The sequence below is a fragment of the Streptomyces sp. NPDC021020 genome (genome assembly GCF_044333285.1).
GTDB lineage: Bacteria > Actinomycetota > Actinomycetes > Streptomycetales > Streptomycetaceae > Actinacidiphila.
Genome location: NZ_JBIRQQ010000002.1, coordinates 1 through 21395, shown reverse-complemented (window position 1 = coordinate 21395; position 21395 = coordinate 1). Strand labels below are relative to the sequence as shown.

Here is a 21395-nt window from a genome sequence, read left to right as displayed (position 1 = left end):
CGTCCATGGTCCCTCGCGAGCGCCCCGGGGGCGTCCCGCGGCTCAGCCGTCCGAGACGATCCGGCCGTCGCGCAGCTCCAGCACCCGGTCGGCCAGCGCGATGAGCTGGCTGTCGTGGGTGGCGACCAGCGCGGTGACGCCCTCGCTGCGCACCACCGCCCGCAGCAGCTCCATCACGGCGAGTCCGGTGTCCGCGTCGAGCTGGCCGGTGGGCTCGTCGGCGATGATCAGGTCGGGCCGGTTGGCGAGCGCGCGGGCGATGGCGACGCGCTGCTGCTGGCCGCCGGACAGCTCGCCGGGGCGCTGGGCGGCGTGGTCGGCGAGGCCCACCAGGGCGAGCAGCAGCGACACGCGCTCCTCGCGCTCCTTCGGCGGGGCCTTGCGCAGCCGCATCGGCACCCCGACGTTCTCCGCGGCGGTGAGGATCGGGATCAGGCCGAAGGACTGGAAGACGAAGCCGATGCGGTCGCGGCGCAGCGCCAGCAGGTCGTCGTCGCCTAGGCCGGCGAGGTCGGTGCCGTCCAGGGATATCCGGCCGCCGTCCGGCGAGTCCAGGCCGCCCACCAGGTTGAGCACGGTGGTCTTGCCGGAACCGGAGCGGCCCTTGAGGGCGACCAGCTCGCCGCGCCCCACCGAGAAGGACACCCCGCGCAGCGCGTGCACGGCCGTCTCCCCGCTGCCGTACGTCCGGCGCAGGTCCTCGACCACCACCATCCCGCCGGTCCCCGGCACCGTCGCCACCGCCGCGGCGGACTGCTCGGCCATCCCCGCGCCTCCCTCCTGGTCGCTCATCCCTCGTCCCGCCCCCGCTGCTCCCCGCCGGGCGCCTGCCCGGCCCCGTCGCCCGCCGCCGCCGGATCCCCGGCGCCGCGGTCGGGCCACACCCCGATGTGGTCGTGCTCCGCGGTGAGCCGGACACGGCGGCTCAGGCCGTAGCGCTCGGTGTACTCCCGCGGGAGCTGGAGCCGCCCCACCCGGTCCAGGACGGCGAACTCCTCCGCGACGCCCGGCCCGTCGCCGTCGGCCCCGCCCCCGGGGCGCAGCACCTCGGTCGCCGTGCGGCCGTCGCGTATCCGTACCGTACGCCGGACCTGCTCGGAGACGGCCGGGTCGTGGGTAACGATCAGGATCGTTACGCCCAGCTCGGTGTTCGTCCGGCGCAGGGCCGCGAAGACCTCCTCGCCGCTGGCGGTGTCCAGCTCGCCGGTGGGCTCGTCGGCGAAGAGCACCCGGGGGGTGTTGGCCGCGGCCACCGCGATGGCCACGCGCTGCTGCTGGCCGCCGGACAGCTCGCCGGGACGGCGGTCGCGGCAGTCGGCGACGCCCAGCATGTCCAGCAGCTCCACGGCCCGCTCGGCGCGCCGGGGGCGCGGCACCCGGGCGTAGCCCATGGGCATGGTGACGTTCTCCCGCGCCGTCAGGTACGGCAGCAGGTTGCGCGCGGTCTGCTGCCACACGAAGCCGACCGTGCGGCGCCGGTAGTCCAGCCGCTCGCGGCGCTTCATGGCCAGCAGGTCGTGCCGCGCGACCCGGGCGCGGCCGGCGGTCGGCAGGTCGAGCCCGGACAGGATGCCCAGCAGCGTGGACTTGCCCGAGCCGGACGCCCCGACGACGGCCAGCAGCTCGCCCTCGTCGACGGTCAGGTCCAGCCCCTGGAGCGCCTGCACCTCGACGCCCTCCGTGCGGTAGACCCGCACGAGGTTGTCGCAGACGATGAGCCCCTCGTCGGGCGCGGGAGCGGCGGAGGCCATGGCGCGGGCCTGGAGCGTGGCGAGGTCGGTCATACGTGCTCCCGGTGGTCGTCGTGCGGTCCGGCGGTACGGGACGCGGTGCGGTGGACGCTCATGCCGTTCATACGGCGTCCCCCAGCCGCAGCACCGCGCCCAGTCCGCGGCGGCGGCCCGCCCAGGTCTCGACGGCGACGGCGGCGGCCACCAGGGCGGCCAGGCCCGCGCCGAGCCCCACGGTCAGGGCGTAGTCGGTGTGCAGCGCGGGCGCGGCGGGCCCGCCGGTGAATTCGCGCAGGGTCAGCGCGGGCCCCAGGATGCCGGGCAGCAGCAGGCCGAGCGCCACTCCCCCGGCGACCGCGGCGAGCGCCATCGGCAGCAGCTCCAGCAGGTCCAGCGCCGCGATGCCGCGGGTCGGCAGGCCCAGGGTGCGCAGCCGGGAGGCGGTGCGGCCGCGGTCGCCGGCCGACAGCAGCAGCTCCAGCACCAGGGCGACCAGCGCGAGCAGTACGGCGAGCGCGGTGGCGGTCGCGTACGTGCGGCGCACCCCGCGCAGCAGCCCGTCGTTTGCGGCGAGTGACAGCTCGTCGGCCTTGATCCGGACCTCCCCGGAGGGGCCGGCGGCCCGCTGGCCCGCGACCCGCAGCAGGTCGCCGTTCAGGTGCGGGCCGTAGAGGAGCACGGCGGCGGTGTCGTACTCGCTCTTGTCGAGCATGCGCAGTTCGGCGGAGTCCACCAGCAGCAGCGGGCTCTCGGCGGCCAGCGCCGTGGAGCTGTCGGCCTTCTCGCCGCGCCCGGCGTCCTGCTGGTCGACGCTCATCAGCGGCCCGAGCGCGGGGTCGCGGCGGACGGCGTCCGGCAGCCGGCCCACGACGCGGACGGAGACCGTGCTGCGGTTGAGGGTGGTGGTGTACGTGTCGCCGATCGCGCCGCCCGCGAAGTCCGCGGTGGCCAGGGCCGGCAGGACGTAGCGGCCCTTGACGGGCGCGGGCTCGGGCCTGTTCGCGAGGCCCGCGGCTTCGAGCGCGCGGGCGGCGGCGGAGTCCGGGGCCTGGGTGGCGAGCACGGAGGCGTCGATGCCCGCGACGCGGGTGGTGGTGTAGCGGGCGCCGTCCTTCACGCTGGTGAGCTGGTTGAGCAGGCTGCGCACGACGGTGGCCTTGCGCACGCCCTGGATGCCGGTGAGCTCCCGGTCCGCGGTGCCGTCCCGGCCCGCGCCGATCACCACGGCGTCGGCGCCCGACGACCACACCGCCGCGGTCCGGCTGCCGTCGGCGACCGTACGGGACACCAGGCCGCCGAAGACCGCCGTGGACAGCGTCATGACCAGCACCAGCAGGGCCAGCGCGTGCCCGGGGGCCTCCCGGGCGGCGCGCGAGAAGGCGATCAGCGGCACCGTCCCGCGCCGGCCGCGCGCGGCCCGCGACACCAGCCGCAGCGGCAGCGGGTAGATGCGCACCAGCAGCACCACGGCGGCGGCCCCCAGCAGCGCGGGCACCACCGCGAGCTGCAGGTCGAGACCGCCCGCACCGGCGCCGTGCAGGCGCAGCATCGCCACCCCCGCCACGGCGACCAGCAGCACCATGACCTCGACGGCGAGCCGCCGCAGCGCCGGGGGCCGGCTCTCCCGGCCGCCGCGGTCCCGGGCCGCGGCCAGCGTGAGCAGCGGCAGCGCCAGCCAGGCCACGGCGGCGACCAGCAGCGCGGGCAGCAGGCTGCCGTGCCCGGTGCCGCCCGCGGGTGTGGCCCATACGGCGGCGCCGGTGCCGAGCGCGGCGCCGAGCAGCGCGGCGGGTGCGGTCTGGACGAGCCGGACCAGCGCGAGGTCCGTCGCGGAGGCGCCGCGGGCGCGCTGCAGCCGCTGGGCCCGCTCCCGGCGGTGGACGGCGAGCCGGGCGGTGACCACGACGGTGACCAGGCCGACCGCGATGAGCCCGGCGAGCGCGAAGGACTCCAGGGTGCGGGCCTGGTCGCGGGCCCGCGCGAAGGGCTCCACGAGGTCGGGCACGCTGTCGTCGGTGCTGAGGGCGGTCGTGGGGTGGGGCCCGATGCTGCACGGGGCGGCCATGTAGTCGTCGGCGTCGGGGCAGTAGGTGTCGGCGACGGCCGCGGTGAAGCTGTCGGCCTCGTCCTGGAGCGTGCGCAGCCCCGCCGGGGTCGCCATCCGGGTCGCCTGCTCGGGCGTCATCCGGATCGAGTCGCGCCACTGCACGGTGTAGGAGGTGCCGCGGCCGCGGGTGTCCTGCTGGAGCGCGTCGACCGATGCCGCGTCGATCACGGCCTGGGCCCGCCACAGGCCGTCGACCCGGGTGGGCCGGCCGAGCAGCGCCTCCTCGTGCCAGAGCGGGGGCGCGGCGCCGGCCGGCGCGGCGAAGAAGCCGCTGACGACGGCGTCGGTGTCGTTGAAGCCGATGTCCCGCGAGAGGTGGAAGTGCTGGCCCACGGTGAGGTGCAGGGCGTCGCGCGCGGCGGTGGAGAAGGCGACCGGGATCGGCGAGGTCCGGGTCGGCCGGCCGGGCGGGGTGCCCTGGGTGTACGTGGACTTCGGCGGTGCGTCGTCCGCGTACAGCAGCCCGATCTGGAGGGCGCCCGCGCCGGTGGTGGTGCGCAGCTGGGGTATCTCGATGCGGGTCGAGTCGTGCACGAGCATCGATCTCAGCAGCGGCTTCGCCGCTCTGAAGAAGTCCTCGCCGACCGCCTGGAGGTTGTCCGCCAGCGGGGAGACGGACGGATCGCGCGGGGGCACGGTGGCGTCGCGCAGCAGGTTGAGGCTGTGCGTGATCTCGCCGTCGCTCTGCCGCGCCACGGCCAGGCGGCTGCGCAGCGCGTCCCCGGCCCAGCGGTCGAGCAGCGGCGGCCCGGCGGCCGTGATCAGCGCGAGCAGGGCGACGACCACGGTCAGGCACGCCAGCAGCGGCGCCTCCGCCCGCGCCTCGCGCCGCACCTCCGGATCCCGTACCCCGCTGCCCGGCCGCAGCCGGCGCACCACCCCGAAACCGCTCATGCCCGTCCCCCCGCCTCGCCTCGAAAGAGCCCCTGCCCACCGCCGGGCCCCGCCGCTTTCCGCACCGCGCCGCCCCCCGTCCCGTACGCCCGGCTCATCCGTCGTCACCCGCCCGCAGGACGCGGACCAGGTCGACGCGGGCGAAGGCGCGGGCCAGGGCGGTGACGACGGCGACGATGAGCAGCGCTGTGCCGAGGGCGACCGCGGCGACCTTCGGCCAGGGGACGGTCACGGTGAGGCTCGGGACGATCGGGGCTCCCGTGGCGTCCACGCTGACCAGCGGGGTGATCACGGCCGCGAGCAAGGCGCCCAGCGCGCTGCCGACCACGACGGCGAGCAGGGCGAGGCCGAGCTGCTCGGTCCACAGCAGCGCGGCCAGTTGGCGTCTGCGGACGCCGATGGCGCGCAGCAGCGCGAATTCGCCGCGCCGCGAGCGGGCCGACATCGCGGTGTGCAGGGTGAATCCGATGACCGCGAAGGCCGGGGCCAGCACCAGGGCGAGCACCAGCGCGGAGCGGGTGCCGCGCTGCAGCGGGTCGTCGCGGATCTGCCGGGCGGCCTGCGGCACTGTCGTGGCGGTGCCGGCCGCCGGGTCGGCGCGCAGCGCGGCCGCGGCGGCGGTGGCGTCGCCCTGCCGGGCGGACAGCAGCCAGAAGTCGTCGGTCGGCGGTTCGTCGCCGGCCGCGACCACGGCGGCGGCGAGCGCGCGCGAGTCGACGAGCAGCCGGCCGTAGGTGCGGTCGACGCCGGGCACCGCGGTGATCCGGCCGATGATCTTCACCTTGACGGTCTCGCCGACCCCGGCGTCCAGGGCGACGACCGCCCCGGTGTCGAACTCCCCGGTGGCCTGGAGCGTGGCGTCGGCGAGCGCGGGCACGGGCGGCTGCCCGGGCGGCGTCACGGGGCCGAGGTCCATGCCCCACTGCGGCGGCACGACCCCGGGCATGGGGCCGCGGAAGGTGCCGGAGAAGAGCGCGCCGGGCACCCGCTTGTTGCTGCACAGGTGCGGGCTCGCCACCACCTCGGGGTGGATGTCGCCGGGGAGGCACCCGGCGTCGTCGAAGACCGGGTTGGTCAGGTCGCGCCACATGGCGCCCTGCGGCGCCGCGGCGGAGTCGATCCGCAGGTGGTAGAGGCGGCGCTGGTAGGGGTAGCGGATGCTCACGCCGATCCTGATGACGCGCAGCGGGTAGTGGCGGACGGCCGGGGCGCGCCCGGTGAAGCCGAGCGGCAGCCGCACGGTGTACGGCGTGCCGTCGGTGACCGGCAGCGAGGTGGTGATGTGGTCGGGGAGCCCGTCGGCGTCCTCGATCGTGAGGGTCAGCTCCACCGGCACGTACGGCCCCTTGCCGCCCGCGGACAGCCGTACGGTGAGCGGCAGTTCGGTGGGGCGGCCGGGCAGGGTGAAGCCGTGGTCGGGGACCGCGGCGCCGAGGCCGGCCAGCAGGTCGGCGGGGGGCCGGTCGGTGAGGTCGGAGCGCACCGCGGGCACGGGCCCGGTGCCGGAGTCCTTCTGGGTGGCGAGGATCGCCGCGGTGTTCACGCCCTCCGCGGTCAGGACCTGGTTGCCGCGGCTGAGCGGCAGTTCGGTGACAGGGGTGACGGCGGTGATCCCGGGCAGGCCCGCGTAGACGTCGTGCCGCTGCGCGAGGGGCGGCACCTTCCCGAGGGTCTGCACCGGCGGGGTGACGCGCAGGTCGCCGCCGACGGCGAAGGTGGCCTGGTCGTGCGCCCCGCGGTCGAGGATCGCCAGTGCGGTCACGCCGAGCGAGCCGACGGCGAGCGCGAGCGTCATGAGCAGCGCGGGCCCGGTGTGCCGGGCGGCGCGGCGGCCGACCTGCCAGCCGCCGAGCGGCAGGACGAAGCCGGAGGCGCGGCGCGCGGCGCGGTCGATGAGCGGCGCGGCGAGCGGCAGCAGCCGCAGGCTCAGCAGCGTCGCCGCCGCGGTCATCAGCACGGGGGTGAGGATCAGCACCGGGTCGACCGAGGCGCCGCTGACCCCGCCGGCCACCGGGCTGCGGTAGTGGCGCAGTTCGAGCCAGCCGGCCACCGCGACCGCGGCGAGCACCAGGTCGGTGCCGGCCCGCTGGAAGGCGGCCGCGCGGGCCCCGCGCAGCCGCAGTCGCATGCCCGCCCGCCGGTCGGCGGCGGCGCGGGCGGTCGGGAGCAGCACCGCGACGCCGTGCACCGCGAGGGCCAGCAGCGCCGCGGTCCAGCCGACGGCGGTCGCGCCGGACGCGGGCAGGTCGCCGTGCAGCAGCCCGGCGCCGCGCAGCCCGGCGAGCAGCGGGCCGGCCAGGAAGGGCGCGGCCACCGCCGCGGGCACCGCGACCAGGGCCCACTGCCCGGCGGCCGCGCCCACCAGGCGGCCCGTCCCGGCGCCCCGCGCGCCCTTGAGCGCGATCTCGGCGGCCCGCGCCTGGGCGAGCTGGCGGGCTGTCAGCACCAGGGCGGCGGTGGCGAGGGCGGCGACCAGGGCGGCGGGGATGTCCATCCCGGCGCGGGCGACGGCCATCGGCGCGGACAGCGCGGCGAGCGTGTCGGGCAGCCCCGAGAAGGCGTAGACGCCGCTCATGGCGGGCGGCCTGCCCTGGAAGACGGAGACGGCGGTGTCGCTGCCGGCGAAGCGCGCGGCGCGGTCGTGGAGCGGGCCGATCGCGCCGAGGGTCAGCCGGGAGATGTCGGGGGTGCCGATCCAGGCACCGAGCGCGTCGGCGGTGAACGCGGACTGCGCGGTGAAGGCGCCGGGGGCGACGAGGGCCAGGCTGTCGGTGGTGCCGTAGGAGCTGCTGAGTCCGGTCAGGACACCGGGGTCGCCGGGCGCGGGGCGGTAGATCCCGGTGAGCCGCAGCACGACGCGGTGCGGGCCGACCTGGAGCTGGAAGCTGTCGCCGACGCCCAGGCCGATCCGGGCCGCCGCGGGCTGGCTGAGGGCCGCCTGCAGGGGGGCGCCGGGCCCGCCCGCGGTGGCCTGCGGCCAGCCGCCCGCGGTGAGCCGGGCGTGCGCCGCGGGGTCCGGCAGGGCGATGACCACGGAGGAGGCGCCGCTGACCGAGCCGTCGGCGCGGAGCAGGGAGTATTCGGAGGACAGCGAGGCGGGGGCGCGCAGCGCGGTGTACGTGTGGTGCGGCACGTCGCCGAAGACCCGGTCGAGCGCGCCGCGGGCGGCCTTGTCGCCGCCGGCCAGGTCCTGCGGCCGGTAGTGGCCGAGGATGTCGACGCCGGTGTCGGTGCCGGTGGACAGCCGCTGCCGGACGGCGCTCTGCACGGAGCGGTCGGCGAGCGCGGCCAGGGCCGACAGCACGGTGGCCGACAGCAGGATCGCGAGGGCCGCGGCGAGCAGGACCGCCAGGTGGTGGGTGCCGCCGCGGACGGCGGCGGGCGCGGCGGGGCCGCCTGTTCTGCGGCGCGCGGACCCGGGCCGTACGTCCGTCGCCATGCGCCGTTCCACCCCCGTGCCGCCCCCGGTGGACGACCGTGCGGACGTCCGGCGGTGACGCTAGTCGCGGAGGTAGCGCTGTGCAAGACTTTCGGATAACCGGAAGTTATTTTCCGGTTCAACGCAATCCTTTGCATGCTTTTTGCATGACGGCAGTGGGCCCGCGGCCGGTTCCGCACGGAGCACGTTCCGGGCACACGGCTGCGCGGGCGCGTATCCGGCACTGCCGGGTACGCGCCCGCGCGGGTACGGCTCGAACGGCGCGCGGCGCCGGGGCGTCAGTGCAGCTCGGTGATCTCCGGGCCGCGGCGCATCGGGTCGATGCCGTCGCCGAACCGCGACTGCGGCTCGGCCGCGGCGCCGCCGTCCGGCACCATCTGGGCGTCGTTGGGCAGCTTCAGGACGATCGGGTCGCGCGGCGCCATCGGGGACTCGCCGCGCACCACCACGGTGTCGCGGAAGACCGACTCCAGCACGCCCGCGGCCTGCGGCTGCACCGCGCCCTGCCCGGAGATGACCCCGCGCAGGAACCAGCGCGGTCCGTCGCAGCCGACGAAACGCACCAGCTGCACACCGTTGCGCCCGTCCGGCAGCGGCACGGGCACCTGGGCGCGCAGCTCCCAGCCCAGCGGGCCCTCGACCTCGTCGACGACACCGCCCTGCTGGGTGATCCCGGAGGCGATCTCCTCGCGGACCTCGCCCCAGATCCCCTCGGACTTGGGCGCGGCGAAGGCCTGGAGCTGGACGGCGCTGTCGCGCAGCACCACGGTCGCGGCGACGATCGACTCGCCGGCGACCTCGACCCGCAGCTCCATGCCCTCGACCCCGGGCACGAACATTCCGCCGAGGTCGACCCGGCCGTCCGCCGGGCTGCTGGTCTCGGACACGTCCCACGGGCCGTCCGGCCGCGGCGCGGGCGGCAGGTTGTACCGGCGGGCGTCCCCGGAGTCGTCCGACTCGGCAGCGTCTTCGGCCGGCTCTTCGTCGGCCTCGACGGCCTCGTCGAGCTCGTCGAGGGCGTCTTCGCGCTCCTTGCGACGACGGAACACGGTCACTGTCCTTCCCGGTCTGCTACGACCGATGCGTATCCATGTCTGGACGTGTCAGCCGAGGGCGCTTCCCCCGCGGCATGACCCCCCGTGGAGCCGAAGCCCCCCGCGGCCCGGGCAGATCCGGGCAGTTCCGCCACCTCGTGGAAGCGGACCCGCTCGACCTGCTGCACGACCAGTTGGGCGATCCGGTCACCCTTGGCGAACCGCACGGATTGGCGCGGGTCGAGATTGACGACGATCACCTTGATCTCTCCACGGTACCCGGCATCCACCGTTCCCGGGGCATTCACCATGGCCACACCGCAGCGCGCGGCCAGCCCGGAGCGCGGGTGCACGAAGGCCGCGTAGCCGTCGGGCAGCGCGAGCGCGATCCCGGTCGGCAGCACGGCGCGCTCACCGGGCGCCAGCTCGGCGGACTCGGTGGTGGTGAGGTCGACCCCGGCGTCACCGGGGTGCGCGTAGGAGGGCACCGGCACGGAGTCGTCGAGACGGCGCAGCAGCACGTCCACCGGCGGCCGGCTCACGGGTTCACCTCGAAGGCGCGGGCGACCTTGACCTGGTCCGGGTCGGCCATCGCGGCCCGGATCTCCTCGGGGCGGCCGTTCCCGGTGAAGTGCTCCAGCTTGACCTCGACGAAGAGCGCGTCGGCGCGCACCGCGAGCGGCCCGTCGGGGGCGCCGATCCGGCCCTCCGCCGAGCTGTAGATCTTGCGGCCGGCCACCGCGGTGCAGCGGGCCGACAGGTACAGGGTGGTGCCGACCGGCACCGGGCGCAGGAAGTCCGTCTCCAGCCGGCCGGTCACGGCGATCACGCGCAGCATCCAGCCGAGCGCGCCCAGCGTCTCGTCCAGCGCGGAGACCAGCACCCCGCCGTGCGCCAGGCCCGGCGCGCCCTGGTGGGCGGGCTGCACGGTGAACTCCGCGGTCAGGGTGACGCCCTCGCCGGCCCGCGCCGCCAGGTGCAGCCCGTGCGGCTGGCCGTCGCCGCAGCCGAAGCACTGGTCGTAGTGCGAGCCCAGCAGCTCGCCCGGCGCCGGGGCGTCGGGGTGGCGGACGGGCGCGGCGGCGTCCGCGGGGGGTGTCAGGCCGGCGCGCGGGGCGCCGGGGGGTGTCGTGGCTGCACTCACGCCCGAGACCCTACCCTCCTGGGGCCGCGGTGCGGGCGGCGCGGGCACGCACATTCGCGCGTGGCAGTCTGGTGGCATGCAGCCTTACGACGAACGCCTCACCGTCCCGCGCTCCTGGTGGTTCCTCGCCATCGGCGTGGGCGTCGCGATGGCGCTGATCCTGCTCCCCTTCGGCCCGCTGCCGCTGCTGGCCGGGCTGGTGGTCGGCGCGGCGCTGTCGCTCATGGCGGTCAGCTCGTACGGGTCGGTCCGGATCCGGGTGGTGGCCGGTTCGCTGGTGGCCGGAAAGGCCCGCATCCCGGTCGGCGCGCTGGGCGAGGCCACCGTGCTGGACCGCGAGGAGACGGTGGCGTGGCGGACGTACAAGGCCGATCCGCGGGCCTTCATGCTGCTGCGCTCGTACGTGCCGACCGCGGTCCGCGTCGAGGTGACCGACCCGGCGGACCCGACGCCGTACGTCTATCTGTCGACCCGCTCGCCGCAGCGGCTGGCGGCGGCGCTGGAGGCGGTACGGACGCAGGAGCCGGCGGCGGACGCCGAGGCCGCGCCGGGGGCCGCCGAGGCGCGCTGAGGGCGCACCGGGGGGCCGGGGCGGGGGACGGCCGGGGCCGCGGTCAGAAGTCCGGGTAGAGGCCGGCCTCGGACTCCGGCACCTCGGGCCAGGGGAACTGCGCGGCCCGCAGGTCGCGGCGGATCCGCTCGGCGAGCTTGCGGGTGTCGCGGCGGTTGACCACCGCGCCGACGGCCGCGCCGATCATGAACGGGGTCAGCGTCGGTGCGTTGCGCAGGGTGCGGCGCAGCAGCTGCTGGCGCACGCTGCGCTTCATGCTGCTGCCCAGGGCGACGTTGACCGTGGACAGCTTCAGCACGTCGATGCCGCGCCGCTCGGTCCAGGACCACAGATAGGCGGTGGCCCGCTCGCGGGCACCGCCGGGGACGCGCAGTCCGTAGACCTCGTGCAGCTCGGCGATGAGCTTGTACTCGATGGCCGCGACGCCGAGCGTCTCGGTGGCCAGCTCGGCCGGCATGGTCGGCGGGCTGGGCAGCATCGCGGCGGCGCCGACACCGGCGCCGACCGTCATCGTGCCCCGCACCGCGGCGGCGATCAGCCGGTCGGCGATCTCGTCGGGGCCCTGGCCGGGGAACTGCCTGCGCAAGGCGGCGAGATCCCGCACCGGAATGCGGGGCGCCACCTCGATCAGCCGCTCCGCGACCGACCCGATCCCGGCCTTCGCGGCGCTCCCGCTCCTGCGGGCACCGCCGCGCACACCGCTCACGCCGTGTCTGACGCCGCGGCCGAGACCGCGTGCGGTCATGGCCGCGAGCGAGGCCGCACGGCCTCGCTCGGTGCCCTCACGGCCCGCCGGTGCGCCGGACACCGGATCAGGCCGCGCAGTCGCGGCAGATCGGGTTCCCGTTCTTCTCCGACGCGAGCTGGCTGCGGTGGTGGACCAGGAAGCAGCTCATGCAGGTGAACTCGTCCGCCTGGCGGGGCAGCACGCGGACCGACAGCTCCTCGTTGGACAGGTCGGCTCCGGGCAGCTCCAGGGATTCGGCCTGGTCGAACTCGTCGACGTCGACGGCGGAGGTCGTCTTCTCGTTCCGCCGGGCCTTCAGTTCTTCGATGCTGTCCTCGTTGACGTCATCGTCGGTCTTGCGTGGCGTGTCGTAATCAGTAGCCATTTTCGCTCTCCCCCTGTGGGTGTCTGCGGTGTCTCCAGCGCACGTAACGCGCGGGAGGCCGGACTTGTGCCCGACCTGAAGCGGAGATTTTGCCTCACATCAAGGCCCGTTACTCAATCGACACCCAGCCGCACCCCCGAAGAGGTGATCACGACTGTGGCCGATCATGGTCGGCAGTGACCGGGAATCTGTCCGGCGCAGCCGCCAGTACCTGTACTTCCCGTGATCATGACCTGCGGAAACATGGATTTTCCGGTCTTTTCCCCAATGTCTTGATCACCGAGTGTAGGCACTGGGTAGATCGTGTGTGCGATCGATCACAACCATCCCATGGTCGTCACAGACCGCAAAATTACTCGCAAAGCGAACAGTCGTCGGGCATGTCGCGACACTCCGTGATCACCCGAGTGACACGCTTCACATCCGCCGGGCGCCGCCGACGAGGCCCAGGTCAGACCGGGATCGCCACCCGCATCACCAGCCCGCCGCCCTCACGGGGCTCTGCGGAGATGACCCCGCCGTGGGCGCGGGCCACCGAGCGGGCGATGGACAGCCCGAGCCCCACGCCCTTGTCGCTGCCCGTGCGCTCGGTGCGCAGCCGCCGGAAGGGCTCGAAGAGGTTGTCGATCTCGTACGCCGGGACGACGGGTCCGGTGTTGACCACGACGAGCACCGCGTGGCCGTGCACGACCTCGGTGCTCAGGTCGACCCAGCCGTCCTCGGGCACGTTGTAGCGCACCGCGTTCTGCACCAGGTTCAGCGCGATGCGCTCCAGCAGCACGCCGTTGCCCTGCACCACCGCGGGCGACACGGCCGCACGCAGCTGCACGCCCTTGGCCTGGGCCTCGGCGCTCGCCTGGTCCAGCGCCCGGGAGGCGGCCTCCGCCAGGTCCACCGGCTTGCGGTCGACGATCTCGTTGTCGCTGCGGGCGAGCAGCAGCAGGCCCTCGACGAGCTGCTCGCTGCGCTCGTTGGTGGACAGCAGCGTCTTGCCGAGCTGCTGGAGATCCGCGGAGGCCCCGGGGTCGGAGAGCTGCACCTCCAGCAGCGTGCGGTTGATCGCGAGCGGGGTGCGCAGCTCGTGCGACGCGTTCGCGACGAAGCGGCGCTGGGCGTCGAAGGATCTCTCCAGCCGGTCGAGCATCTCGTCGAAGGTGTCGGCCAGCTCCTTCAGCTCGTCGTCGGGGCCCTCCAGCTCGATACGGCGCTTGAGGTCGGAGCCGACGACGCTGCGGGCGGTGCGGGTGATCCGGCCCAGCGGGGCCAGCACCCGGCCGGCCATCATGTAGCCGAAGGCGAACGCGACGACCGCCAGGCCGATCAGGGCCAGCAGCGAGCGCTTGAACATGGTGTTGAGCGCCAGGTCCCGCTGGTGCTGCATGCACTCGTTGACCGTCGCGGTGAATTCCTTCGCGCCGGTGACGGAGCTCAGCTGCGGGCAGTTGGTCTGCTCGAACTGCAGGGTGCCGCCGGTGATGTTGAAGGGCAGCTCGCCGCCCTGCTTGGCCGCCTGCGCGGCCAGCAGGTAGATCACCCACAGCAGGAGCACGCCCGCGATCAGGAACATCCCGCCGTAGAGCACGGTGAGCCGTATCCGGATCGTCGGCCGCAGCCACGGCGGCGGCCGGTCGGCCGGCTGCGGATCCCACGGCGGGCGCGGCGGCGCCTGAGGGGCGGGCGGTGTCGGGGACGAGGAGGAAGCGGTGGCCACGCGATCAGATCCGGTAGCCCGAGCCGGGCACCGTGACGATCACCGGCGGCTCGCCCAGCTTGCGGCGCAGGGTCATCACGGTCACCCGCACGACGTTGGTGAACGGGTCGGTGTTCTCGTCCCAGGCCTTCTCCAGCAGCTGCTCCGCCGAGACGACCGAGCCCTCGCTGCGCATCAGCACCTCCAGCACGGCGAATTCCTTGGGCGCCAGATGCACCTCGTTGCCGTCCCGCGTGACCTCGCGGCGGTTGGGGTCGAGCCGGATCCCGGAGCGCTCCAGGACGGGCGGCAGGGCCGTCGTCGTACGGCGGCCGAGCGCGCGGACGCGGGCGGTCAGCTCGGTGAAGGCGAAGGGCTTGGGCAGGTAGTCGTCGGCGCCCAGCTCCAGGCCCTCCACGCGCTCGCTGACGTCCCCGGCCGCGGTGAGCATGAGCACCCGGGTGGGCAGGCCCAGCTCGACGATCTGGCGGCACACGTCGTCGCCGTGGACGACCGGCAGGTCGCGGTCGAGGACGACCACGTCGTAGTCGTTGACGCCGATCCGCTCCAGGGCGGCACCGCCGTCGTAGACCACGTCGACGGCCATCGCCTCGCGGCGCAGGCCGGTGGCAACCGCGTCCGCGAGCAGTTGCTCGTCCTCGACGACCAGTACGCGCAAGGCGCTGTTCCTTCCATGAGCTGTGTGGATTCCCGTCCATCCTGCACCGGGGACCGGTAAATCGGCGGTAAGTGCGGAACCCGTGGAATTTCCGCGGGGTCGGCGAGGTTTCCGCCGCGGGTATGGCGGGGAGGACGACTGCACACCCACCCACCACGCCCGTCGCGTGTCGTCACGCGCGGCATCTGGCTTGACACGCAGCGCGTGTCAACGGAGACGAGGAGGGGGCGCCATGGACGCGTTCACCACCGGAATCCTGCAGCGCATACACACCACGGAGTCCGATCTGCGCAGGGCCCGCGAGACGGGCGACGAATTCCTCGTCGAGGTCGAGCAGGGAGAGCTGGACGATCTGCGCCGGCTCGCGGCGGAGCACGGCGTGGACGTACGGCCCAAGGTCGCCTGACCCCCGAGCCGCACGCCCCGGCCCCTGGAGGGAGCCGGGGCGTTCGCATGTCCGGGGGCGGTACGGTGCCGCGGCCGCGGTTCCCGGGGCCCTGGGGCCCCGGGGGCGGCCCGGCGGCCGCCCGCCGGAGCCGGTCAGTCGTGCCAGGCCCCCAGGTCGTCCAGCAGCCGCTGGAGCGGCTCGAACAGCCCGGCCGGGGCGGCGACGGTCAGCTCGCCCGAGGGGCGCTCCCCCGGCCGGCCGCCGGTGAGGGCCCCGGCCTCCCGGGCGAAGAGATCCCCGGCGGCGAGATCCCAGGGGTTCAGGCCGCGCTCGTAGTAGGCGTCCAGCCGCCCGCAGCCGAGGTCGGCCAGGTCGATCGCGGCCGAGCCCGCGCGGCGGATGTCGCGGACCTGCGGGATGAGCTCGCGGGCCACCGCGGCCTGGGCGGCGCGCCGCTCGGTGAGGTAGCCGAAGCCGGTGGCGACGAGCGCCTGCGCCATCTCCGGCGCCGGGCGGCAGCGCGCGCGCACCCCGTTGACGAAGGCGCCGCCGCCCAGCACGGCCTGGTAGGTCTCGGCGCGCAGGGGCGCCTCGACGACGCCGACGACGACCTCGCCGTCCTTCTCGGCCGCGATGCTGACCGACCACGACGGCAGGCCGTAGAGGTAGTTCACGGTGCCGTCGAGCGGGTCGACGATCCAGCGCACCCCGCTGCTGCCGGGGCTGCTGGCGCCCTCCTCGCCGAGGATGCCGTCGTCGGGGCGGGAGCGGGCGATGCGGTCGGCGATGAGCTTCTCGGCCGCGATGTCCATCTCGGTGACGACGTCGATGGGGCTGCTCTTGGTCGCGGCGACGCCCAGGTCGGCGGGGCGGCCGTCGCGCAGCAGCGCGCCGGCGCCGCGCGCGGCGTCCAGGGCGACCTCCAGCAGTTCGGCGTACAGCGTGCCGTTGCCGTCCGGTGGCGGTGTGCTCACGTCGTGCTCCTCGGGTCGTGGGCCCCGGTCGCGGCGACCGGGGCTGTCGGGGGCGCCATGCGCTCAGTCCAGGCCCGCGGCGGCGGGCAGCGGGGTCCGGGCGGGGCAGCAGCCGCGCGGGCAGACGTCGTGGCTCGCGCCGAGCGCCCCGAGCGCGCAGCGCGGGACGGCCTGGCCGCGCTCGGTGGCGGCGCGCTCCAGGACCAGCTCGCGCACGGCCGCGGCGAAGCGCGGGTCGGCGCCGACGGTGGCGGCGCGGGCGACCGGCAGGCCGATCTCCGCGGCCTTGGCGGCGGCCTCGGTGTCCAGGTCGTACTTCACCTCCATGTGGTCGGAGACGAAGCCGATGGGCACCATCACGACGGCGGGGGCGCCGTCGGCGTGCTGCTGCTCCAGGTGGTCGCAGATGTCGGGCTCCAGCCAGGGGACGGTCGGGGCGCCGCTGCGCGACTGGTAGACGAGTTCCCAGGGGCGGTCCACGCCGTCGGCGGCCCGGACCGCGTCGGCGACCAGCCGGGCGGTGTCCAGGTGCTGGGCGACGTAGGCGCCGCCGTCGCCGTGGTCCCCGACCGGTCCCGAGGTGTCGGCCGCGGCGGTGGGGATGGAGTGGGTGGTGAAGGCCAGCCGGGCGCCGGCCCGTACCTCCGGCGGCAGCTCGGCGAGCGCGGCGAGGGTCGCGTCGGCCATGGGGGCGACGAAGCCGGGGTGGTTGAAGTAGTGCCGGAGCTTGTCGACCTGCGGCACGGCGCGCCCCTCGGCGCCGAGCGCGGCCAGGGCGGCGGCGAGGTTCTCGCGGTACTGCCGGCAGCCGGAGTACGAGGCGTAGGCGCTGGTGGCCAGGACCAGGACGCGGCGGTGCCCGGCGTCGGACATCTCCCGCAGGGTGTCGGTCAGGTAGGGCGCCCAGTTGCGGTTGCCCCAGAAGACCGGCAGATCGAGGCCGTGGTCGGCGAAGTCCTTGCGCAGCGCGTCGAGCAGCTCGCGGTTCTGTGCGTTGATCGGGCTGACACCGCCGAAGAGGAAGTAGTGCCGGCCGACCTCCTTGAGGCGCTCGCGGGGGATGCCCCGGCCGCGGGTGACGTTCTCCAGGAAGGGCACGACGTCGTCGGGCCCCTCGGGGCCGCCGAAGGACAGCAGCAGCAGGGCGTCGTACGGCGCCGGGCCGCCGGTCGGCGTACCGGTCCCGGGCGCGGGGGTGTCGGGCGTGGGTGACTGCTCTGGCATGACTCCGATCCTGCCACCCGGGGACCCCGCCGCCCGACCAGGTCCGGCGCCGGTCGAGCGGTGTTCACCGGCCGCTTCGCTCCGTAAGCTGTATAGACCATCCACAGTCCTTACGGGAGCACCGCCGTGACCAGCCCCTACCGTGCGATCTTCGCTGCTCCCGGCAGCCGGGCGTTCTCCGCGGCGGGGCTGATAGGCCGGATGCCGCTGTCCATGCTGGGCATCGGCATCGTCACGATGATCTCCCAGGTGACCGGCCAGTACGGGCTCGCGGGCGCGCTGTCGGCGACGACGGCGCTGTCCGGCGCGGCGATCGGCCCGCAGGTCTCCCGGCTGGTGGACCGCTACGGCCAGGCGCGGGTGCTGCGCCCGGCCGCCGCCGTCACGGTGCTGGCGGTCGCGGTGCTGCTGGTGGGGGTGCGGGCGGGGGCGCCGCACTGGGTGTTCTTCCTGGGCGCGGCCGGGGTGGGCGCGACGCCGAGCCTGGGCGCGATGGTGCGGGCCCGCTGGTCGGTCATCCACCGCAACGCCCCGGAACTCCTCCACACCGCCTATTCGTTCGAGTCGGTGGTGGACGAGATCGTCTTCATCGTCGGACCGATCCTTTCGGTCGGCCTGTGCACGGTCTGGTTCGCCGAGGCGGGACCGCTGCTGGCCACCGTCTTCCTGGGCGTCGGCGTGCTGCTGCTGGCCGCGCAGCGCGGCACGGAACCGCGGCCGCATCCGCGCGCCCACCAGGCGGGCGGCTCGGCGCTGCGGGCCCCGGGCATGCCGGTGCTCATCGTCGTCTTCGCGGGGATGGGCGCGATGTTCGGCGCGGTCGAGGTCATCACGCTGGCCTTCGCGGACGAGCGCGGCCACAAGGCGCTGGCCAGCCTGGTGCTGGCCGCGTACGCGCTCGGCTCGTGCCTGGCGGGCGTGGTGTTCGGGCTGGCGCAGCCGCGCGGCAGCGCACGCGGCAGGTTCCTGCTGGGTGTGACCCTGATGGCGGTGAGTATGATCCCGCCACTACTGGTCGGAAACCTGGTGTTCCTGGCCATGGCGCTGTTCGTCTCCGGCATCACGATCGCCCCCACCATGGTGACGACGATGAGTCTGGTCGAACGGCTCGTGCCGCGGACGCGGCTGACCGAGGGCATCACGTGGACCTCCACGGGCCTGGCGGTCGGGGTGTCCCTGGGGGCCGCGCTCGCCGGTCGGGTGACCGACGCGCACGGTGCCTCGACGGCGTTCGCGGTACCCGCCGGCGCGGCGTTCCTCGCCGCGGCGGCGGCAGGACTCGGGTACCGCCGGCTGCGGCCGGCGCCGCAGCGGGAGGACGTGCACGGTGAGTACGACGACGAGGACCGGGAAGCGTTCGGCGCGCTCGAAAAGCACGGCGACGTGGCGTAACTGGGCCGGGAACGTCGCCGCGCGCCCGGTGCGCAGCGTCGCGCCCGCCTCCCCCGACGAGCTGGCCGCGGTGCTCCGCAAGGCCGCCGAGGACGGGCTGACGGCCAAGGCGGTCGGCTCCGGGCACTCCTTCACGTCCGCCGCCGCGACCGGCGGGGTGCTGATCCGCCCCGACGGGCTCACCGCGATCCGCTCCGTCGACCGCGCCGCCGGCACCGTGACGGTCGAGGCGGGCGTGCAGCTCAAGCACCTCAACGCGGCGCTTGCCGCCGAGGGCCTCTCGCTCACCAACATGGGCGACATCATGGAGCAGACGGTGGCCGGCGCGATCAGCACCGGCACCCACGGCACCGGCCGCGACTCGGCCTCCATCGCGGCGCAGATCACCGCGCTGGAGCTGGTCACCGCCGACGGCTCGATGCTCACCTGCTCCGCCACCGAGCGGCCCGAGGTCTTCGCGGCCGCGCGCGTCGGGCTGGGCGCGCTCGGCGTGGTCAGCGCGGTCACCTTCGCGGTGGAACCGGTCTTCCTGCTGACCGCGCGCGAGGAGCCGATGCGCTTCGACCGGGTGATGTCGGACTTCGACGCGCTCACGAGCGAGAACGAGCACTTCGAGTTCTACTGGTTCCCGCACACCGACAGCTGCAACACCAAGCGCAACAACCGCAGCCAGGGACCCGCGGCGCCGCTGCCCGCGGTCCGCGGCTGGATCGACGACGAGCTGCTGTCCAACGGCGTCTTCCAGGCCGCCTGCACGCTCGGCAGGGCCGCCCCCGGCACCATCCCTGCCATCGCCCGGATCTCCAGCCGCGCGCTGTCCGCCCGCACGTACACCGACATCCCCTACAAGGTCTTCACCAGCCCGCGCCGGGTGCGCTTCGTGGAGATGGAGTACGCGGTGCCGCGCGAGGCCGCGGTGGACGCGATCCGGGAGCTGAAGGCGACGGTGGAGCGGTCCGACTTCCGGATCAGCTTCCCCGTGGAGGTACGGGTCGCGCCGGCCGACGACATCACGCTGTCGACGGCGTCCGGCCGCAGCAGCGCCTACATCGCGGTGCACATGTACCGGGGCAGCCGCTACCAGGAGTATTTCACCGCGGTGGAGCGGATCATGACGGAACGGGAGGGCCGGCCGCACTGGGGGAAGATGCACACCCGTGACGCGGACTATTTCCGCGCCGTCTACCCGCGGTTCGCCGAGTTCACCGGATTGCGCGACCAGTTGGACCCGGGACGGCTTTTCGGCAACGACTACCTCCGCCGGGTGCTGGGTTCGTAGGACTTCGCCCTTTTTATCCAGCGGCGTTCACTCCCCCGGGTGAGACGCGTCACTCAACTCCCGCCGGGCGCACCACAATCGGCGGCGCGGCAGCCACCCTGCGGTGGCCCAAATGGAGTACCGTGACGATTCCGTGCTCCCGGTGCCCGTCCGGTCGCTCGGACGGACGGGAGGTAGCTGCGACGGCAGTCGCCCCGCTGCATGGCGTAAGGTCACCCAGAGTGGCCAATCGTCCACCTTCCCATAACGGGGTGTCACCGCACAGGGACGACACGCCGGGCAACTCTGCAAGGTTGTGGCACGCTGCACCCGGGAAGGCCACACTCGTCCAACGGGAGCAGCGACGCACCCGACGTCGGCAGGCACCATCCGGGAGGTAACCGTGCCCGAACTGCGCGTCGTGGCCGTCAGCAACGACGGCACACGACTGGTGCTCAAGGCTGCCGACAGCACGGAATACACGCTCCCGATCGACGAGCGGCTGCGTGCCGCCGTGCGCAACGACCGGGCCCGCCTCGGCCAGATCGAGATCGAGGTCGAGAGCCATCTGCGGCCCCGCGACATCCAGGCGCGGATACGCGCGGGTGCCTCCGCGGAGGAGGTCGCACAGCTCGCCGGCATCCCCGTGGAGCGGGTCCGCCGCTTCGAGGGTCCCGTGCTGGCCGAGCGCGCCTTCATGGCCGAACGGGCCCGCAAGACCCCCGTCCGGCGGCAGGGCGAGAGCACCGGCCCGCAGCTCGGCGAGGCGGTGGCCGAGCGGCTGCTGATGCGCGGCGCCGAGAAGGAGACCGTGCTGTGGGACTCCTGGCGGCGTGACGACGGCACGTGGGAGGTGCTGCTCGTCTACCGCGTCGCCGGCGAACCGCACTCCGCGAGCTGGACGTACGACCCGCCGCGCCGCCTGGTGCAGGCCGTCGACGACGAAGCCAGGTCGCTGATCGGCGAGACCCCGCAGACGCAGGCGCAGGAGCCGAGCTTCCCGTTCGTGCCGCGGATCGCGCGGCTGCCGCGCGAGCGCACGATGGACCGCGCGCTGGAGCGCCCGGAGCGGCCCGACCGCACCGAGCGGCCGGACCGCGCCGCCGCTCGCGCCGAGGAGCGCGGGGCCGCTGCCGCCGCGGCGGAGGCGGACGAGCGCGACTCGCTCACGAGCCTGCTGGAGGCGGTGCCGAGCTTCCGCGGGGACATGGTGGTGCCCGCGCCTCCGGCGGCGGCTCCGGACGCGCCGCCCGCCGCGCAGGAGCCCGCCGCCGAGGCCGAGCAGGAGTCCGCGGCCCCTGCCGCCTCGGCGGGGTCCGCGTACGCTGACGTCCTCATGCCGCGGGCGGTCGCGGGCCACCGCGACCGGCTGATCGGCACGACCGACCGCCAGGCCGAGGCGGACGGCGTCCGCCCGGGCCGCCGGGCGACCGTCCCGAGCTGGGACGAGATCGTCTTCGGCAGCCGCCGCAAGAAGCAGGAGTAGCCCCCGCGGGGCCCGCATCCGCCGCCGCACCCCGCTTGAGCCTCCCGCCTGCGCGCGGTGCGCTTTTCCGCGCCGGGCGAGCGTTTTCCGCTGCCGCGCGGGGCGACGTTAGGCGCGCGGGGACGGTGCGCTTGCCGCGCGGGGCGAGCGTTTTTAGGGGCGCGGGGAACTGCGCGACCAGCCCCCACCGGGGCGCGGGTCGTCACCGACCCAAAGGGTCTCTTCGGTCCGATCCGGACCACCGGCCGGTGGTGGGTTGCTCGCGCAGTTCCC

Annotated in this window: 18 protein-coding genes; 5 read left to right on the top strand and 13 right to left on the bottom strand. The window is 74.9% G+C overall.

Annotated features, from left to right (window positions below):
• Positions 1 to 42 precede the first annotated feature (42 nt).
• The 7 genes from ACH4SL_RS04525 to ACH4SL_RS04495 form a co-directional block, all read right to left on the bottom strand.
• On the bottom strand, positions 43 to 765 hold the full coding sequence (locus ACH4SL_RS04525; RefSeq protein WP_398442667.1) for an ABC transporter ATP-binding protein: 723 nt from the start codon (positions 763 to 765) through the stop codon (positions 43 to 45).
• 23 nt (positions 766 to 788) lie between these two features.
• Entirely contained in the window at positions 789 to 1784 is a 996-nt protein-coding gene (locus ACH4SL_RS04520; RefSeq protein WP_398441928.1) for an ABC transporter ATP-binding protein, read from the bottom strand.
• Positions 1785 to 1851: 67 nt separating this feature from the next.
• Complete coding sequence (locus ACH4SL_RS04515) at positions 1852 to 4731, bottom strand: hypothetical protein (protein ID WP_398441927.1); 2880 nt, start codon at positions 4729 to 4731, stop codon at positions 1852 to 1854.
• 94 nt (positions 4732 to 4825) lie between these two features.
• The gene (locus tag ACH4SL_RS04510; protein WP_398441926.1) at positions 4826 to 8170 is read right to left on the bottom strand and encodes an FtsX-like permease family protein; all 3345 of its coding nucleotides are present in this window, start codon (positions 8168 to 8170) and stop codon (positions 4826 to 4828) included.
• A 278-nt stretch (positions 8171 to 8448) separates the two neighbouring features.
• Positions 8449 to 9219 carry a DUF3710 domain-containing protein gene (locus tag ACH4SL_RS04505; RefSeq protein WP_398441925.1) on the bottom strand — a complete coding sequence of 257 codons (771 nt, stop codon included), beginning with the start codon at positions 9217 to 9219 and terminating at the stop codon, positions 8449 to 8451.
• A 2-nt stretch (positions 9220 to 9221) separates the two neighbouring features.
• A complete protein-coding gene (dut, locus tag ACH4SL_RS04500; protein WP_398441924.1) occupies positions 9222 to 9746 on the bottom strand; it encodes a dUTP diphosphatase in 525 nt (174 codons plus the stop codon).
• On the bottom strand, positions 9743 to 10348 hold the full coding sequence (locus tag ACH4SL_RS04495; protein WP_398441922.1) for a PaaI family thioesterase: 606 nt from the start codon (positions 10346 to 10348) through the stop codon (positions 9743 to 9745). Before ACH4SL_RS04495 ends, dut begins: the two co-directional genes overlap by 4 nt.
• A gap of 76 nt (positions 10349 to 10424) precedes the next feature.
• Here ACH4SL_RS04495 and ACH4SL_RS04490 point away from each other — a divergent pair, with 76 nt between their 5' ends.
• Positions 10425 to 10919, top strand: coding sequence for a DUF3093 domain-containing protein (locus ACH4SL_RS04490; protein ID WP_398441921.1), 495 nt, complete (start codon positions 10425 to 10427; stop codon positions 10917 to 10919).
• A 43-nt stretch (positions 10920 to 10962) separates the two neighbouring features.
• Here ACH4SL_RS04490 and ACH4SL_RS04485 read toward each other — a convergent pair whose 3' ends face one another.
• The 4 genes from ACH4SL_RS04485 to ACH4SL_RS04470 form a co-directional block, all read right to left on the bottom strand.
• Positions 10963 to 11664, bottom strand: coding sequence for a hypothetical protein (locus tag ACH4SL_RS04485; protein ID WP_398441920.1), 702 nt, complete (start codon positions 11662 to 11664; stop codon positions 10963 to 10965).
• Between the two features lie 67 nt (positions 11665 to 11731).
• Positions 11732 to 12031, bottom strand: a complete 300-nt coding sequence (locus ACH4SL_RS04480; protein WP_031512922.1) for a DUF4193 domain-containing protein — start codon at positions 12029 to 12031, stop codon at positions 11732 to 11734.
• Between the two features lie 451 nt (positions 12032 to 12482).
• Positions 12483 to 13742, bottom strand: a complete 1260-nt coding sequence (locus tag ACH4SL_RS04475) for a sensor histidine kinase (protein ID WP_398441919.1) — start codon at positions 13740 to 13742, stop codon at positions 12483 to 12485.
• 4 nt (positions 13743 to 13746) lie between these two features.
• Entirely contained in the window at positions 13747 to 14400 is a 654-nt protein-coding gene (locus ACH4SL_RS04470) for a response regulator transcription factor (protein ID WP_031512924.1), read from the bottom strand.
• A 232-nt stretch (positions 14401 to 14632) separates the two neighbouring features.
• On the opposite strand from ACH4SL_RS04470, the gene ACH4SL_RS04465 reads away from it, so the two are divergent.
• Entirely contained in the window at positions 14633 to 14806 is a 174-nt protein-coding gene (locus tag ACH4SL_RS04465; protein ID WP_167984092.1) for a hypothetical protein, read from the top strand.
• A 134-nt stretch (positions 14807 to 14940) separates the two neighbouring features.
• Here ACH4SL_RS04465 and ACH4SL_RS04460 read toward each other — a convergent pair whose 3' ends face one another.
• Positions 14941 to 15762, bottom strand: coding sequence for an inositol monophosphatase family protein (locus ACH4SL_RS04460; protein WP_398441918.1), 822 nt, complete (start codon positions 15760 to 15762; stop codon positions 14941 to 14943).
• A 63-nt stretch (positions 15763 to 15825) separates the two neighbouring features.
• Positions 15826 to 16986, bottom strand: a complete 1161-nt coding sequence (locus tag ACH4SL_RS04455) for a ferrochelatase (protein WP_398441917.1) — start codon at positions 16984 to 16986, stop codon at positions 15826 to 15828.
• A 126-nt stretch (positions 16987 to 17112) separates the two neighbouring features.
• On the opposite strand from ACH4SL_RS04455, the gene ACH4SL_RS04450 reads away from it, so the two are divergent.
• The 3 genes from ACH4SL_RS04450 (at position 17113) to sepH (ending at position 21122) form a co-directional block, all read left to right on the top strand.
• On the top strand, positions 17113 to 18378 hold the full coding sequence (locus ACH4SL_RS04450) for an MFS transporter (RefSeq protein ID WP_398441916.1): 1266 nt from the start codon (positions 17113 to 17115) through the stop codon (positions 18376 to 18378).
• Complete coding sequence (locus tag ACH4SL_RS04445) at positions 18314 to 19657, top strand: D-arabinono-1,4-lactone oxidase (RefSeq protein ID WP_398441915.1); 1344 nt, start codon at positions 18314 to 18316, stop codon at positions 19655 to 19657. The genes ACH4SL_RS04450 and ACH4SL_RS04445 overlap by 65 nt, the downstream gene beginning before the upstream one ends.
• A gap of 382 nt (positions 19658 to 20039) precedes the next feature.
• On the top strand, positions 20040 to 21122 hold the full coding sequence (gene sepH, locus ACH4SL_RS04440) for a septation protein SepH (RefSeq protein ID WP_398441914.1): 1083 nt from the start codon (positions 20040 to 20042) through the stop codon (positions 21120 to 21122).
• Positions 21123 to 21395 lie beyond the last annotated feature (273 nt).